This is a genomic window from Bacillus sp. FJAT-26390 (genome assembly GCF_001682865.1).
Taxonomy (GTDB): Bacteria; Bacillota; Bacilli; order Paenibacillales; family Paenibacillaceae; genus Pristimantibacillus.
Map to the genome: position 1 here is coordinate 1645337 of NZ_MAQX01000001.1, position 16692 is coordinate 1662028.

Annotated in this window: 10 protein-coding genes and 1 pseudogene; 2 read left to right on the top strand and 9 right to left on the bottom strand. The window is 46.4% G+C overall.

The features are described 5' to 3' along the window. Window positions 1-100 precede the first annotated feature (100 nt). The 5 genes from A7975_RS07660 to A7975_RS07680 all read right to left on the bottom strand — a co-directional run bounded on the left by A7975_RS07660 (window position 101) and on the right by A7975_RS07680 (window position 11057). The gene (locus tag A7975_RS07660; protein WP_141680219.1) at window positions 101-6367 is read right to left on the bottom strand and encodes a fibronectin type III domain-containing protein; all 6267 of its coding nucleotides are present in this window, start codon (window positions 6365-6367) and stop codon (window positions 101-103) included. Between the two features lie 103 nt (window positions 6368-6470). Further along, the gene (locus A7975_RS07665; RefSeq protein WP_053376537.1) at window positions 6471-8060 is read right to left on the bottom strand and encodes an extracellular solute-binding protein; all 1590 of its coding nucleotides are present in this window, start codon (window positions 8058-8060) and stop codon (window positions 6471-6473) included. A gap of 98 nt (window positions 8061-8158) precedes the next feature. Continuing rightward, window positions 8159-9040, bottom strand: a complete 882-nt coding sequence (locus tag A7975_RS07670) for a carbohydrate ABC transporter permease (protein ID WP_053376538.1) — start codon at window positions 9038-9040, stop codon at window positions 8159-8161. Between the two features lie 10 nt (window positions 9041-9050). Next, window positions 9051-9989 carry an ABC transporter permease gene (locus A7975_RS07675; RefSeq protein WP_065384694.1) on the bottom strand — a complete coding sequence of 313 codons (939 nt, stop codon included), beginning with the start codon at window positions 9987-9989 and terminating at the stop codon, window positions 9051-9053. Window positions 9990-10844: 855 nt separating this feature from the next. Next, window positions 10845-11057, bottom strand: coding sequence for a hypothetical protein (locus tag A7975_RS07680; protein ID WP_065384695.1), 213 nt, complete (start codon window positions 11055-11057; stop codon window positions 10845-10847). Window positions 11058-11394: 337 nt separating this feature from the next. Here A7975_RS07680 and A7975_RS07685 point away from each other — a divergent pair, with 337 nt between their 5' ends. Continuing rightward, on the top strand, window positions 11395-11745 hold the full coding sequence (locus A7975_RS07685) for an AMP-dependent synthetase and ligase (protein WP_065384696.1): 351 nt from the start codon (window positions 11395-11397) through the stop codon (window positions 11743-11745). Window positions 11746-12497: 752 nt separating this feature from the next. Here the strand turns inward: A7975_RS07685 and A7975_RS07690 are convergent. The 4 genes and pseudogenes from A7975_RS07690 to A7975_RS07705 all read right to left on the bottom strand — a co-directional run bounded on the left by A7975_RS07690 (window position 12498) and on the right by A7975_RS07705 (window position 14927). After that, complete coding sequence (locus A7975_RS07690; RefSeq protein WP_053376542.1) at window positions 12498-12743, bottom strand: glycine zipper domain-containing protein; 246 nt, start codon at window positions 12741-12743, stop codon at window positions 12498-12500. Window positions 12744-12946: 203 nt separating this feature from the next. After that, a pseudogene (locus A7975_RS07695) lies at window positions 12947-13653 on the bottom strand (L,D-transpeptidase family protein). 269 nt (window positions 13654-13922) lie between these two features. Next, window positions 13923-14453, bottom strand: a complete 531-nt coding sequence (gene paiA / locus A7975_RS07700; protein WP_065384697.1) for a spermidine/spermine N(1)-acetyltransferase — start codon at window positions 14451-14453, stop codon at window positions 13923-13925. A gap of 24 nt (window positions 14454-14477) precedes the next feature. Then, the gene (locus A7975_RS07705; RefSeq protein WP_065384698.1) at window positions 14478-14927 is read right to left on the bottom strand and encodes a MarR family winged helix-turn-helix transcriptional regulator; all 450 of its coding nucleotides are present in this window, start codon (window positions 14925-14927) and stop codon (window positions 14478-14480) included. A 734-nt stretch (window positions 14928-15661) separates the two neighbouring features. On the opposite strand from A7975_RS07705, the gene A7975_RS07710 reads away from it, so the two are divergent. Next, entirely contained in the window at window positions 15662-16645 is a 984-nt protein-coding gene (locus A7975_RS07710; RefSeq protein WP_065384699.1) for an ABC transporter substrate-binding protein, read from the top strand. Window positions 16646-16692: the final 47 nt, after the last annotated feature.

Consider the following 16692-nt stretch of genomic DNA (forward strand, 5'->3'; position numbering starts at 1 on the left):
CCATAACAAATGGGATTCTACCCTACTCTAATGATTCTATCACCATTTCACAAGAGTAGACCGCGGAGAACGACAGCGTTCGCCACGGCCAAATGAGCATTTAATCAAATTTGTAGCCTAACAATTTGTACATCATTACAGCAGCTTCGGCACGAGTGGAATGGCTCGTTGGGTTCAGCTTCGAGGCGCTGCCCTGTACGAGTCCTTCCTGCACCATTGAAGCAATAGCTGCTTCCGCGTAAGGAGCGATCGTACTGCGATCCTTGAACGATATGAGCTTCTCTGAAGATGCTTTTGGCAGCGGCTTGCCCGCAAGCGGCAGCGCCCTAGCAATCAGCGCGAACATCTCTTGGCGGGTTATCGCAGCTCTCGGGTGGAAAAGGCCGTCTGCCTTGCCGCTGGCAATGCCAAGCACATGTGCCGTTTCCACCGCCTCGTAGAAGTAATCGGTCTCTTCAACGTCTCCGAAGGAAGAGGTCGACACACCGGCAGTCAAACCTAGCGTCTGAAGTAGAAGCTTCAGGAAGTCAGCTCGCGTCACCGGAGCGCCAGGGTTGAACGCCACCTCGGACATGCCGTTAACAATGCCTCTTGCCGCAAGGGCTTCGATAGCTTCGCGCGCCCATGGCACGGTAGCAAGGTCATCAAAAGCTTTGTCGTTATACACAATGGCGTATGTGCTAAAGTGGTCCGTTGTGAAGCGCATCTCTCCCGTTGTATCCACATAACGGCCGGATGGCACCCCTTGTGCCTCCCCAGCATCGCCGACATGCCAGATACTCAGACGATGTGCTTGCTGCCGTTCTCCGTCTGCGGCGCTGTAAGGAAAGCTAACCTCGACCGGCGCTTCCTTATTGTTGTAATGCAGCTTAGTTTCTTTCGTTGACACCGACAAATCCAATACGAGCCGAGCTTTACCTTCCAGCTCCGTTCCTGCAGGCAATAAAGCCTGTGCGATAGTGACGGTAACGAATTGCGACGATTTCGCTGCTTTATTATTGGCAAGCATATGATCAGGAAGCATCAATGTCCCCCACTCAGTGGACAGCTCTATCCATTTGCTGCCGCTGCCCGTCAAGTAAGCAGACGGTATCTGCAAGCCATAAGAGGTCGCGCCTGCCGCACGAGGCAGCTTAATCCTAATCTTGTTCTTGCCCGTCTCGCTCGCTGTCGCCTTGGCGAAAGCATCGTCAATGTTCGTCCCGTCAAGCGACAAGACTAACGCCCCGTCGCCGGCCGTAGCATGCGAATTGGGAAAGTGAATGCTAACCTCGCCATCGATAACCTCTATGACGGGCTTCTCGGTTACCTTTACAGGCGGTTGAGTTGGGTTCCCTGCTGTGTCCGTCCGTGTATGGAGCATTGGTCCGTTGGCGGACCAATTACCTGCTTCATCAACAGCTTCTACTTTAAAGTCGTATTCCGTACCCGGTTTTAGATCGGCAGCCGTCCAGGTTAATTCGGAAGTCGTTGCCGCTTCGATGCCGTCAATGAACAACTTATAGCCCGTTACGCCGATCTGATCGACCGCAGCATCCCAGATTAACTGGATGGATGTCTGGCTCACGCGATCTGTCGACAGCTTGCTGCCAAGCGGCCAGCGAGGGGGCATCGTGTCTTGTGGTACTGAAACCTCGGGATCTGTCGTACTCGGCCCAAATACGGTCCAGTTGCCGACAAGATCGACCGCTTCTACTTTATAGACGGCATCTGGTTGCCCTGTCTCATCCACATATCTAGCTACGGCGCCATCAACCAAGGCGATAGGCTCGCCGTTTCGATAAAGCTGGTAGTGCTTCATACTAATATTGTCTACCGCAGCGTCCCAAGTGAGAACAATCTTGTTTGCTTCAACCGTCGCACGGATTCGTGAGCCGGTCGGCCATTGCGGCGTAATCGTATCCATCTGCAGTGTCCTCACATGCTTAGAGGCAAGCGGCTCAGAGAGATTTCCTGCGTCATCGACTGCGACGATATGAAAGGTATACGGCGTATCGCTGTGTAATCCTGCCGCAAAATAGCTTCCAATCTCCGCACCCACTTCACCGATAACAGCACCGTCCTTATAAATGCGATACTTCGTTACGTTCGTGTCATCCACCGCATCCGGCCAATGGAGCCATACGCCAGACGTCGTTACGAGCATTTCCTCAAGCACGCTTCCCTCTGACCATGCCGGGGCTTTATCGTCGGCGGCTAGTGTCATGACCGGAATGAATGGACCGCTCGCTTCATTCCCTGATGCATCTATCGCTCTCACGCTGAGCGTATATGCTGTGCCAGGCAGCAGACCGGTTACGGTAAACGCGTGAATGTCTCCAGCAACTTCAGCAATCTTCACGTTACCTTTGTAGATGGCATAAACAGCAATGCCGTATTGATCCTCGGCTGGTGTCCACTCTAGCTTAACTGCTGAGCGCTTTAAATCGGATGCTTTGACAACAGATCCTTCGGGCCAAGTCGGCGCCGCCGTGTCGGCTGCTGCAGTTGTTGCTTGCAGTTCAGGTCCTGTCGTCGTTTCCTGAGCCGCATCCAGCGCTTCTATCTTAAACGTGTAAGTGGTTGCTGCCGTTAACCCAGTGACCGCGTAGCTCAATACGTCTGCTGCTACCGTATCGATCGCTTCGCCATCGCGATAGATGCGGTAACCGTTCACGCCAGTGTCATCCGCTGCTGCCGGCCAAGCAAGCTTGAGCATATTGGGCTTCTTATCACTCACGATCAGAGTAGATGAGCCCCAATCCGGAGCATGAACATCCTTTGGAATCTCATCCGTACCTATAGACAGATAAGGCCTAAAGGCAGCGTTCGCCCCTGTCGCTTCCTTGGAATAAACATCGACGTTCTGATCGAGCCAGCTGTCATCTGTTAGCTTGAAGCTGACAATGCCATCGCCATTCAGTTCCGAACGTACGTAATCCGTTACCGGAATCGACACCCAATAGCCAGCATTTCGCACGGTCTTGCTGCCTAGCAAGCTGCCGTCAGCTGGCTTGTTCTTCCAATTCATAGAAGTCTCGGACCAACTGTCTCCCGCTTCATACAGCTGCAAGCCGATATCCAAATTCGGCGTTTGTACCGCGTAGACGTACAAATTCAATGTCGCTTCATACACGCTGCCCGTTACGGTATCGAGCGGGAATTTCAAATAAGCTCTTCGGTTGTTGCCCGTATTTTTGTTCTGCTCTGTACCCGAAGCGCCTGCCGCATTCTTATACCTCAGATAGGCGATATTGTTCGTCGTTCCGTCTCCCCCGAACACAGCCGGCGCTTGAATGAAGACATCGTCGCTCGGATGCAGCGCCGTACCATTGCGAACGATGCCAGAGGATGTATGAACCGTGACCGCAGGACCTGCCGATGTCCAGTTATCTTTCGCGTCACCCGCTTCGACCCGGAACGTGTAAGTTAGGCCGTCCTCCAGATCTAACGCGTTATATTGAAGCGTATTTCCGTCTACTTCCACAAGCATCGTATCGTCCTGATAGATTCGATAAGCGGTGATTGCGTTGTTGTCCGTCGCAGCCGTCCAATTCAAACGGATAGATCGATCCGTTACCGAGCTGTACTGTAGCATTCTCGACTTCGGCCACACTGGGGCAGTGGTATCTTGCGATGCAGTCGTGCTCACCGTTGCCTTAGGTCCCGTTGTTGACCAATTACCTGCTTGATCGGCAGCCTCCACTTTGAACGTATACGTACGATTATCAGTTAATCCGCTAATGCGGTAGGACTCGACTGATGACGGCAGCGTAATCATCTCTTTGTCCCCCTCGAACAACCGATATGCGCTTATGCCGCCGGGATCCAAAGCACCGCTCCAATTCACCGTTACGCGGTCACCCTCGACTCCCGTTGCCCTCAAGCTAGACTCTGCCCATACAGGAGCAGTCTGATCTTCAGCACCCAATGTTTTGAACGTCACGATCGGTCCGCCAAGCGATAGATTGCCGTCACTGTCTTTCGCTTCCACGCGCACTGTATACAACGTACCTGCCAATAAATTGGTCAGCGCATAGCTTCGTTCTGTCGTGTCATTCCGAATTTTCCCGTTCACATAAATACGGTAACCGCCAACGATGCCATTATCGACGCCGGCTGGCCAGCTCAATCCAGCTCCATCCATGCCGAGCTCGGTCACCGTTAGGAAAGAGCCTTTCTTCCAGCCTGGCGCCGTAGCATCGGCGACATCTTCCGATGTTGTCGTGACTGCAATGGGCTCGCTCATAAGTGAACGGTTACCCTGCGCATCTACCGCCTCCACCTCGTACGTGTATTTCGTTCCAGGCGCCAAGCCCGTCATATCAAAGCTCGTAATCGTTGCATCCACTTCGTGGAGCAAGCTGCCGTTTTGATAGATGTGGTAGCCTTTCACTGCTGTATTGTCATAAGCATCCAGCCAAGTTAGCGTCACGGCTGTCGCTGAAGCTGCGGATGCGCCAAACACGCTGCCGTAGGGCCATACTGGCGGTGTTATTTCCGCATTTTGATCAGGTATAGGCAGAGGTACGAACGCTTCTGGCGTTTCTTCCTTTTGGCCAAGCACGATCGCCACATGGTTGTCGCTGTTCTTGTACAGCGACCGCTCTACTACTTCGCTGACACCGTTGTAGTCGACGATAATGTCGTAATCGCCATAGAAGCCGCGTTCCTTGTAGACCCCGCCTTCGTCGGTTCTTCCTCGGCTATCCGTCCACCAGGCTTCATAGACGAGCTTGCGCCACTCCTCACCGGATGGCTTCAAGCTCCAATCGCTGCGGAATAGCGGAGCATTGTTCTGCCAATGCGCGCCGTCCCAGAACCCCCACATTGTGAACGACTGCACGTTCGGGTGGCTAAAGGTCGCAATCAGGATATCTCTCGTGAACATCGCCTGTAGGTCTTGGCGCGGCGAATTCATATCGAATTCTGTAATCGCGATTTCATCCGCATAATTGGTGAAGTGCGTCAACTGATCATAGAAGTCCATCGGCGCTACCGGCGTACTTCCGAAGTGTGCCTGAATACCGATGCCATCGACCGGCGCATTGTTGTCCTTCAACGTCTGTAGAATATTGGAAAGGTTGCTGATAACCGGAGCATCAACGCCCAAGATTTGCGTTTCATTCACGTATAGCTTGGCATTCGGATCAGCTTCCTTGGCAATCTTGAACCAATTTGCGGCGATCTCGTCGCCATAGTGCCCGCGAATCAACTTGTTGAGCACGGGCTCGTTAAGCACGTCCCAGTCGAATAGACGCCCCCGGAAATAACCGGCCAATTCGTGAAAATGATTCTTAATCCGCTTATCGATCGCTTCGCGGTCGTTCAGTAGCCCGCCGATGTCGGCCGGCATCCGGCTCGCTCCGTCCCATAGCAGAGCATGCCCTCGAACGGCAAACCCGTTCTCCCCAAGCCAATTGTACAACTGCACCGTTCTGGCTCGGTTACCTTCCCACCACGACCACTTCATATCGTTCTCCATGACGACCGAATTGAAGTTCTCCTTCAGCTTTGTCCGGTACATTTCCGAAACGGCGTCCGTACCGAGCGCAAGCTGGCTGTTCACCGCTGTGCCGAACTTAAACTCGTGGTTCCTCATCTTCAAATGAATATCCGCCCCTTCAACCGGGCGTCCCTCTTTATCTTTTACCGTAATCGCGAAGTCTCCCTTGCGATTTTGCTCAATACGCTCGTTCGCTTCCGCACGCCAAGGCGCGTCATCCTCCATCCCCTCGTACGTGACGGGCGTACTCGGCAGCTGATCAAATGTAATCGCTTTCATATAATTGATTAATTGAAGGTCAGCGATTTCAACGACCTGCGGCTTAAAGCCAAGGCGCAGCGTTAATTGCGCATTATTAGCAGGAAACTCACCGACAGGCATGAGCAGTGCAGCTTTGATTGGAATCAGAAATTTTTTCCACTGCGAAGGAATCGCAATCGTTTCGTTAATCGACTTATCCCAGGTTTGTGTCTTCTCCAAAACGACTGCCAGCTGTCCCTCGGCCGTCTCATGCGTTGAGCTGATCGTCCTCGCATAGAAAGAAGCTAGCAGCACGTCATCCTTCTCAATCTGCCCCTCAATCGGCAGCACATATTGGAACAGATAAGTGCCTTGCGGTTGCGTGCTCGTCGTGAAACGAAGTGCTTTTGTGAATGTCTGTCCCTCGACCCCCACCTTTTCGACAGTACCATAGGCCGACGCTTCCGAGTTAAGCGCAGCGCCATTCAGCTCTAAATCATCTAGCAGCACTTCACTTCCGGCAACCTCGCCCAGCTCCTCCTCGGTCAATGCTTGCGCATATACGGCAATAGACTGCATCGGCAGCCAGATCAGAAGTCCAATCAATATTAAAGAAATCCACTTGAGTGATCCTGTTCGCAACTACTCTCATCCTTCCTCTTAAGCGAACTCCCCTCTCTTCCAATAAACACGACCTGCCGTCGGTATTGGAAGAGAGAGCTTCGCTCGTTATTTACGACATCGATTATTTACGGTTGGCGTTGTACCAATCCGTCATCTCTTTTATAGCTGCTTCGCCGCCTTGTTTCTTCCAGCTCGCCACGAACTCGTCGAAGTAATCGAGCGGCTTCTCGCCGATAATGATTTTGGCTGCAGCCTCTTGGAACAGACCGCCTTTGTATGACAACTCGGCGTTTTTAGTCAACGTCTCGGATGGCGGCATACCCGCTGTCGGATTTGCGATGCCTTCGTTACGGGATATTCCAATCGTTTCGATCAGCTTGTTATAAGCCTCTTCGTTGTTAATCTTAACCTTCTGCGCCTCTTCATTGAACCCGTGCATCGTGAAAATATCCTGTCTCCAGAGCAGGTCGGGATCTTTTTTGTCGCCAACATATTTGAGTGCCGTGCCTTCTTTCGTAAATGTCTGTCCTTCGATGCCCAGATCAGAGAACAATTGGCCTTCCTCCGAAATGAGCCAGTCGAACAGGCTTACGATTGCTTCCGGATTTTTGGCATCCTTTTTCACAACGAAGGTTTTCAGTATCGCCTTCTCGACGCGCCCTACTTCTCCGTTGTAGTTAACGCCATGCGGTGTAGGAATCGCGACCACGTTCGGATTTTTGTCCGCAAGCAGGTTGTTAAGCTCCTTCTGCCATGGTTCCCATACGCCTAACACAACATGGTTCCAAGAGCCTACGAGGTCGGACTTGATCTTTTGATCCCATACCGCTCTGGTATTCGTCAGGAACTCCGCATCAATCAGCTTCTCCGCATACATCGTCCGGAGCATGCCGAGCGCTTGTTTCATATTCGGCGTAACGAAGCCAGGCATAACCTCGCCATTAATCAACGTATTCGAATCGAGGTTAACGCCATACATGCCAAAGATGTTGTCAGCCCATTCGAACTTCTCGCGGCTGGAGAACGGAATCTCGTCCTTCTTGCCATTGCCATTCGGGTCTTTGTCGCGGAAAGCTCTTAGCATGTCAAGAAACTCATCGGATGTTTTAGGCGCTTCCAGACCAAGTTTATCCATCCAGTCCTTGCGAACGAAGATGACGCGTTCCGCTGGCGCATTGCCTTGGGCTACTTGCGGTATAGCGAGTATTTTACCGTTAAGGGTTACCGCATCCCATGCGGATTGCGGCGTGTTTTTCAATAAGTTCTGTCCATATTTCTCCAGATAAGGCTTCAAATCGAGGGCGAGGTCATTCGTGACAAGCTCCGAGTTCTCAATGCCCCATACCATATGCACGTCAGGCAGATCGCCGGAAGCGAACTTAAGGCGCAGCTGCTCCATATAATTCTCATGCGGCAGGAACGTAATATTGAGATCCGTGTTCGTCTTTTCCGCAAGATATTTGACCGTAGGCAGATCCATCGACTTGCCTGGCGGAATTTGGCGGGCATGGTTGGATACGAAAATACTGATTTTAGCCGGATCGGCCGATGGCGCCGGAGCGTCGGTCGCGTTCGCCGCTGGAGATGCCCCCGGAGCCGTGGAAGCTCCCGTGTTATTTCTGTTATCGGTATTATTGCTGCATGCCGAAGCGATCAAGAATAGAGCAGTAACGCCTGCCAATAGCCATTTTCTCTTATCATTTGGTTTCACTTTGATTGACCCTCCCAGATAGTTTCCTTCTTAAATATGGCTGTGCACAACATGTTTAGCAAGCATCACCTCCCTAGTGTGATGTACGGCGTCTATCTCTACTCTTTGACCGAGCCAAGCAATGCGCCCTTGATAAAATGTTTTTGAAGGAACGGGTAGATGATGATAATCGGAATCGTCGCCACGACGATCGTTGCCATCTGCAGCCCTTGCGGCGTAATCGCCGTAGACAGCTCCGTGACGGATTGTCCTCCCGCAGAATCCATATCGAATTGCGAGATCAGCTTATACAAGTACAGCTGCAGCGGTTGCTTCTCCCGATCGGTAATGTACAACAAGGGACCCAGGTAATTATTCCAATGTCCTACAGCGTAAAACAAAATCAAAGTTACATTAATTGGCATCGAAAGCGGCGTTACGATCCTCCATAGAATGCGGTATTCGGACATCCCATCGACTCTGGCAGCTTCAAATAACTCCTCCGGTATCGAGCGGATGAAGGTGATGCACAGCATCATATTAAAGGCACTTAAAGCGCTCGGGATGATCAACGCCCAGATGCTGTTCAGCATATTGAGGTCCTTAATCATCAGGTACATCGGCACCATCGGCGCTTGGAATATCATCGTAAATATAATGAAGAGAAGAATGTATTTGCGTCCGCCCAGCCATGTCTTTGACAACGGATACGACGTGAGCAGTGTCATGACCATATTAATCGCGGTTCCGACGAGCACGATGACGACGGTTACGCCGAACGATTGCCAAAACACGCGGTTTTGAATCACGAACTTATAATTCTCCAAATTGAAGCCGACCGGCCACAGTTTTACTTCGGAATGCGTAATTGCTTCATTGGAGCTTAACGAGCCTGCCACGACGTGAAGGAGCGGTATCGCGATGGCCAAGCAAAATACTGCAAGCAGCACATAGTTGAACGTATCGAAAAAAATTTCCCCAGTCGATCTTCTGATTCTCATGTTCGTCCTCCTAATAAATACCTTCGCCCGTTGTCCATCTGCTGATGCGGTTCGCAACGACCAAGAAGATAAAGCCAATAACAGACTTGAACAAACCGATTGCTGTCGTTATGCTGTACTGGCCTTGCAAAATACCGACCCTGTACGTGTAAGTATCGAGCACGTCGCCCGTCTCGAATGTCGCTGGATTGAGGAATTGATAGATTTGTTCGAAGCCCGAATCCATAATATGTCCAAGCTTTAGAAGCAGCAATATCATAATGGCAGGCAGCAGTCCTGGCAGCGAAATATGCAGAAACTGCTTCCATCTGCTGGCACCGTCCATCTTAGCCGCTTCGTACAAGGAAGGGTTAATGCCGGCGATGGCGGCAATGAAGATGATGGCGTTCCACCCCATCTCCTTCCAAATGCCCGACGTTATAATTATCGACCTGAAATATTCCGGTTGCTGCAGGAAGGCGATCGTATCTCCCGTCTGAGCGTGAATGAACTGATTGACCAGTCCGTTCGTCGGCGAGAGCAGCATGTAGGTGAGGCCGAACACGATCGTCCAAGACAAGAAATGCGGCAAGTACAGAAGCGTTTGTACGAATCGCTTGTAGAACATGTGGCGCACTTCGTTTAGCATGACCGCTAAAAGAATCGGCAGCGGGAAAGCGAATACAACTTGATATAAGCTGATGATCAGCGTGTTCTTCATTAAACGTCCGAAGTTCGGATACGTAATGAACTGATTAAACCATTTGAGCCCTACCCACTCGCTTCCTCCATAACCTTTGAAAATATTGTAGTCCTGGAAGGCGATGAAGCTGCCCATGAGCGGTACATATTTGAACAGTAAGAAAAACACGATGCCCGGCAGAAGCATAATGTAGAAAGCACGATGACGGATAAGATATCGCCAGAACTTTCGATGATGTACGGTGGATTGCTGCGTAACAGTTGTCATTTTGCGCCTCCTGTAATGGCTTGTTTGTAATGTAAGCTAAGTATAGGCCCGGGTGGTCTCTCCCAACAATGTGAGCAGAATTCGATTTACTATAGTAATCGTCCAAACTAAAAAAAGGTTGCCCCGAAGATCTGTACTCGACCTTCTGGGCAACCTTTTCGAGCTTGCTGCTTTCCATATATCCTCGACGATTGCATCTGGCTTGTAATGACGAGGTTAAATGTACTTGTCGGTTAGCCAGCGATACTGACTGGACTAGGGGCAATATTGAACCCCATCAAAAAAACCACCCCGAAGGATGGCCCGCACTCATGATGAGTGCTGTAGGATATGGATAGGAGCGGAGAGTCCTAGTCTTCAGCTGTAGCTTTGATCTAGTCGTTTAACCCACTTGATTCCACCCTTGGACCAAGCTTCCAATATCACAACATCTGCTGCAAAAATTATTCAAATGATTAAATATATTGACAACATCTATTGGACAATGAAAGGTCTCGATGTACTTTTGAATAGTCGTAAATATGAACGACAGCACCCTGTTCGAAGTCTTTTTTATAAAAACTCAATAATTTGTTGTGCTGTTTCCTCTGGTGAAGACAGCATATTAACATCTTTGACCAATCCAAACAACTCTGGAGATGGAAGTGCCGATTTGTATTGTACTGGATGCTCTCGCATACTTGCTGCAGCGCAGGAAACGATTCAGACAAGCAGACGATACGTAGGTACAGGATCAGCTTGAGCACAGCCGCAATGGCGGCTACACTCAATTTGTGCCATTACGTCAGGTCACTTCTAAGTAATCGCACAGCTGCCGCAGTTATCCGAAATCGACTCCATCCCTTGTTTTACTCATTAATTAGTACCTCTTTGTGCATGCTTCGCCAAGAACCCGTCCAAAATCTCTGCCATTGGCCCGTTTTCCAACGGCCCCTTCAGCTCGTTCCTAACCAGCAGCAAAGCAGCAGCAGGAGGCATATGAATCGTCCGTAGCGCTTCGATCAGAGTATTCTCTTCGTCACTTAGTCGTTTTATGTACTGCAACTCTATCGGTTCAGGTGTTATCACCAGTTTCACTCTCTCTCATAGGGTGGTTATTTTCCTTCCAAATTCACGGCGTCATCAAATACAGAATTATCCTGTCTTTATCATACTCTTGTCACTCGTCCTGGCAAATTACAAGGAAGTGCTGTCACACATTCCCCTTCAAAGTATTAGCTAATGTGATCGCAATTAACCAAGGTGGACACATTTGACTCTTATGTCGAGATCGCAATCGTGCTTAAGTGATGAATTAAAGCAAACAAGTTTGAAATCGTTTTTGTTATAAAAAATGGATGAATATATTTTTCGTTCTAAGAAAAAATAAACAAGTCAAAAAGTACAATAACAGGAGGAACAAACAATGATTCAATTTCTACCAAATAACCAAATTTCTCAACAAATCGCACATGCAGAACAACTCATTCAACAATTGGTAAACCAAACTCAACAAGCATCAGGTCAATATCAACAGTTATTAAATCAAGAACTAAATAACGCAAAACTGCTTGAGCAAATCGCTCAACGTGAACAACAAGCTGCACATATTATTCAAACAGCCTTACAAGGACATCAAACGGCACTGCAACAACTACAACAAATCTCCAATATCTGCAATCAAATTTCACATGAACAAACAACTAACTCGCAGGTAAATGCCTATTCCAATATGAATAATCAGCAAGCATTTGGAGTAAATCACTATTCACACTAATTATTTGTCCTTTGTATTTTCATGCAAAGAATGTATGGAATGAGGTAATAGGTACTTCTATAAAGAAGACTTAATCTATACCTGATCCAGCAGCGGCCAAGGTTTTACATGAAACGCTTGGCGTCGATGGGGGCAAAGCAACAAGCACTTAGCAGAAACAATGGTACTTGGGAAACATGAATTAATTTACAAGAAATGAACCAACTCTCCAGACACCTTTAAGCAACATACATAAAACCCTGTATTGCTCGTCTGCAGGGTTTTATTTTTTTAACCTTGATCCGCATTACAATCTTTTTTGTTTATCGTTATTGAAATCCATCTTATAACCAGCAGGCATTCTTCCCACTCACTAACTAAACACTATGAACATGATAAGAAGTGCTTTAATAAAGGAATCAGAGGAAACAGTCGTGAACATAGAAAATATTGAAAACAACAGACTCTCAATCTGCGCCCTCGGCGGAGTGTATGAAATCGGAAAGAACATGTATGTTTTACACACCCATAGGTACAGTTGTTCATACCGGAGACATGAGCTTGCTCGTGAGAGGGTAGTTGTACTGTGTACTCTTATTTATATAGCCATAAAAATATCCCCTCCAAGCGTCACTCCTACCGCCATGATAAAATGACAGTTTTTTCGAGTGCCTACTTAAAGGGGATCACAACAAGATTTGATCAAAACGACGGCTTTTTGTTATTTCATTAATATCGAATCAAATGACTCAATAGGTAAATGATTCAATTTTTTACTCTTTTCGGTTTGAGTCGCCATCGTTATCTTCAGCAGCCTCGCCAGCCTTGTTGCCCAACGCCGCGCCTACTATGCCACCAACTACTGTTCCAACAGGACCCAAAGCGGTACCTACAACAGCACCGATTGCTCCGCCACTCACAGTTCCTACAGCTTCTCCAGCGGTAACTTCATCGTCATTCTCATTAAATCTTTTGTGGTCTGAATCATCATGTCGATTGAAATCATCGTTTTTAGTCATCTACTGTCACTCCCTAATTTTAATAAACCCTACTGCGTATAACGCAGTCTCAAAATTATATTGCCCTAAACAATTAGAAAGGATTCTTAAACATTATTTAACATAGAGGGCATCGTCATCATTATTAATTTAAATAGCAGATAGCAAACTTGATACTTTTAATGCCGAATGTAAAACAAAAGGGAATGATACTAGCATGCCCTTCACTCTAACAGTCCTAACTCTTCATATACCTTAATGGAGACGACGCCATTTTGCATCAAATGATGGTCGCGCTGAAAATTTTTCACTGCGGCTGTTGTATTCGAACGAAATTTGCCATTAATTATTACCTGAAAGTATCCAGCGCTCTTCAAACGGGACTGAATTAATTGCACCTCTCCCCCGACGTCTCCTTCCGCCAATTCCTTGGGATCTTGAAATGGTTCTCCCAATATATGCCCATAAATTGATACTTTTGTTCCGAGTGGAATCATATTGAATAACTCAATGACATCGTTGTTGTTCATTCGGATACAACCATGACTCTGATGCTGTCCGATAGAATTCGGCTTGTTCGTCCCGTGAATACCGTAAGTTCCCCAAGGGACGTTTAATCCTAGCCATCGTGGACCAAAAGACGATCACCAATTTCCCCCTTTGATACGACTTGGTATTCTCCCACGGGGGTAGGGGTGGAAGGATTACCAACAGCGACGTTATACGACTTCAGTTTCTGACCCTGTTTCTGCACGATTAGTCGGTGTTGTTGAGGATAAACTTCGATAGAATACCCCCTATGGTCAGTTACAATTGGAAGTGATGGAATGGCGTAAGCCGTTTGGGAATTGCTTACTCCAGACATGCTTAAATATAGCAAAGCTAATGCAATAACTTGAATACAGAAGTGAGTTATCTTGTGATTCATAATTGTAATCACCTCATGATCAAGGTTTTTTTTCCTGTTATCGATATAGCTTTTCGATTACGCACTGGGTATAAGTGCCATAAATTTGAACGTTAGTGAGAATTCATTTAAGTCATCTCAAGCGATGTTGTTCAAATTTCCAGAATGTATAAAATGAAATTCTGAGGAAACCATACAAAATGTTCATCGCCTTGTTACATGGAAATGCTGCATATCGAATTAAATCGTATATGCAGCATTTTTTTGTTCTACTCGACATTAAATCGCTGAAATCAAAAATCCAATTTTATGAGTGTTTTACTCATGATAATATCGATTTGTTCTTCATCTCCCATATAGAAAGAGTGAGATCCCGTTTGAACAAAGTTCATTTTTTCATAAAAAGTAATTGCGCTCTCATTTTTTTCCCAAACCCCTAACCAAATTTTCTCTTTATTCCGTTCTATTGCTATTTCTATTGTTTTTTTTATTAGATATTTACCAAGCCCCTGTTTGTGAAATTTTCCCCTTATATAAATCCTTTCGATTTCAAGTGAATCATCGCCCATGGTTTCAGTTTGAGCATTATTGGTGTTTAGCTTTAAATACCCGGCAATTTCCTTATTAGAATAAATAAAATAGAAATCCGAAGAGATGTTCGATAATTCTTGTTCTAATTGTTTTAAATGAAATGCTTTTTCCAAGTAAGCTTTCATATTTTCAGGTGAATTTTGCTTCTTAAAAGTTTCATTAAATGTTTCGATACTAATTTCTTGAAGTAATCCTAGATCCTCAAATGTGCATTTTTTTATATTTATAGTCATATTGATTGTTCTCCTTTTAGTAAATCAATAAATTCTCTTGTTTCCCTTTTTTACATACTCCCAGTCTTTCTCTACATTTTTTCTGACCCTATGCAGCAGGTTAAACATTGTTTTTACATCACTTTCGGAGAATCCAGATAGTGCGACCAAATTGGAATAATCGTTTTCCCTTTTTATAAAAGGGTAAACAGTCAGCCCTTTTTCTGTAGGAAATAGTTTTTTTATTTTCTTGTTATATTGATCATCATTCTTTTCAATAAATCCATTAATCTCTAGTTTATTTATCGCACGAGCAGTTGTTGTCCGATCTACCTTTATCAGTTCAGCTAATTTTTCTTGAATAATTCCTGGATTTTCAACTATTCGTACGAGGTACAAATACTGCCCTTTTGTAAGGTCATATTCTTTGAACTCTATATTGCTAATTGAATCTAATACCCTAGCAATCATTCCAATTTCCCGTAGGATTTCCATCCTATCTACATCCCCCGCTAATTTAATATTTTTCAAAAGTGGTATGAAAATAGTACATCAATTTTGTTGTATTTACAACAAAATTTCCTGTAAGAAATGCCATACTAACCATCTAGGTTTTTCTTTTGAACCTCTAGCCCTTCGATTCCGTAGACTTCATATCTGCGTCACCACTTAACCAAAGTTGTTTTTGATATCCCATATGTATCCGAAGTGGACTTGATGCCAAGTTCACCACATTCGATTTTTTTGATAATGGCGAGTTTCTCTTCTGCAATAGACATGAAAAATGCTCCCCTCATTAGCAGCAGGTTTTTATTATTTCACCTGTCTACTATTCGGGGAGCATATCACACTCCCAGTCACCCTTCTCAGTTCAAGGCGATCCGGAAAGCAAGCTATAAGCTGCATTTTCGACAAGCATGTCTCCGGTTGAAAAAGCCGTTGAGCGTTGCGTCCACTAAAAAGGATGGCCCGCGCTCATGATGAATGCTGTAGGATTTGGATAGGAGCGGAGAGTCCTAGTCTTTAGCTGTAGCTTTGATCCAATCGTTTTACTCCCTTAATGCCACGCTTGGACCAAGCTTCCAATATCACAACATCTGCTGCAAAAATTATTCAAATAATTAAATATATTGACAACATCTATTGGACAATGATAGTCTTATTTTGCCTAATTGACATTGATTATCATTATTGGTTAGATTGAAAAAACGGATATCGGGGGAAATACAATGAAACGGCTATTACAGATTAGTATCGCACTATTATCTATCCTATTTATCACCGCAGCTTGTGGCTCGAAAAATTCGGATAACACTAACAGTGTCGTCCCGAATACTACGAACACTGATCCTATTATTATTAAACATGCAAAAGGCGAAACTAAGCTTAACAAACCTGCAGTGCGAGTCGTCGCCTTGGAGTGGATCTTTTCAGAGGAGTTAATCGCACTAGGTATTCAACCTGTAGGCAATGCCGACAATAAAGAATACTCGATTTGGGTAACTGATGAAGCTGCACTCGCAGATAGCGTTACGGATGTCGGCTTTCGTTGGGAGCCCAACTTAGAGACGATCGCGTCGTTGAAGCCTGATCTGATTATCTCGAATACGGATAATAACGATGCGATTTACAAGCAGCTTAATGCTATTGCTCCCACGATTGAATTTGATCCCTATCCGAACGAAGGAGACGCCTACACAGGGATGGTGGACGTATTTAAAACCATTGCTAAAGCGGTAGATAAATCAGAAGAAGCAGATAAAGTGCTCGCGGATCTTGATGAGCATTATACAGCAGCTAAAGAAAGACTATTAGCAGCCGGCAAGGACAAATTCAATTATGTCATTACCCAAGCATTCAGTAGCCAGAATGCTGTAACGTTGAGAATGTTTACGGATACCTCGACAGTCGTTCAAACGCTCAATCGTATTGGTTTAACCAGCGACTGGAAGTCTGAGAAATTTGAGAAGTATGGTTTTACGGACGCCACCTTCGAGTCCCTTCCAGCAGTGAGCAACTCCAATTTCATCTACATTGTTCAGGAAGAGGATAACGTTTTCGGTGACCCAGTGAAGGATAATAAAGTTTGGAACGGATTAAATTTCGTTAAAGAAAACCGGACTTATGGCATAGGTGGAGACACCTGGACTTTCGGTGGCCCCCTCTCCTCTAAAGTATTAGTTGATCGTGTAGTAGATGCTATAACGAAATGAAAATGCTCGTTTAATCGTGGGTGGCTTAGCCGCCCGATTGACTTTCA

Bases quoted from the DNA above. Each gene is read 5' to 3' on its own strand.
- A7975_RS07670 (WP_053376538.1), bottom strand. From the start codon at position 9,040: ATGAGAATCAGAAGATCGACTGGGGAAATTTTTTTCGATACGTTCAAC.
- A7975_RS07675 (WP_065384694.1), bottom strand. From the start codon at position 9,989: ATGACAACTGTTACGCAGCAATCCACCGTACATCATCGAAAGTTCTGG.
- A7975_RS07685 (WP_065384696.1), top strand. From the start codon at position 11,395: ATGATTCAATTTCTACCAAATAACCAAATTTCTCAACAAATCGCACAT.
- A7975_RS07690 (WP_053376542.1), bottom strand. From the start codon at position 12,743: ATGACTAAAAACGATGATTTCAATCGACATGATGATTCAGACCACAAA.
- paiA (WP_065384697.1), bottom strand. From the start codon at position 14,453: ATGACTATAAATATAAAAAAATGCACATTTGAGGATCTAGGATTACTT.
- A7975_RS07705 (WP_065384698.1), bottom strand. From the start codon at position 14,927: ATGGAAATCCTACGGGAAATTGGAATGATTGCTAGGGTATTAGATTCA.
- A7975_RS07710 (WP_065384699.1), top strand. From the start codon at position 15,662: ATGAAACGGCTATTACAGATTAGTATCGCACTATTATCTATCCTATTT.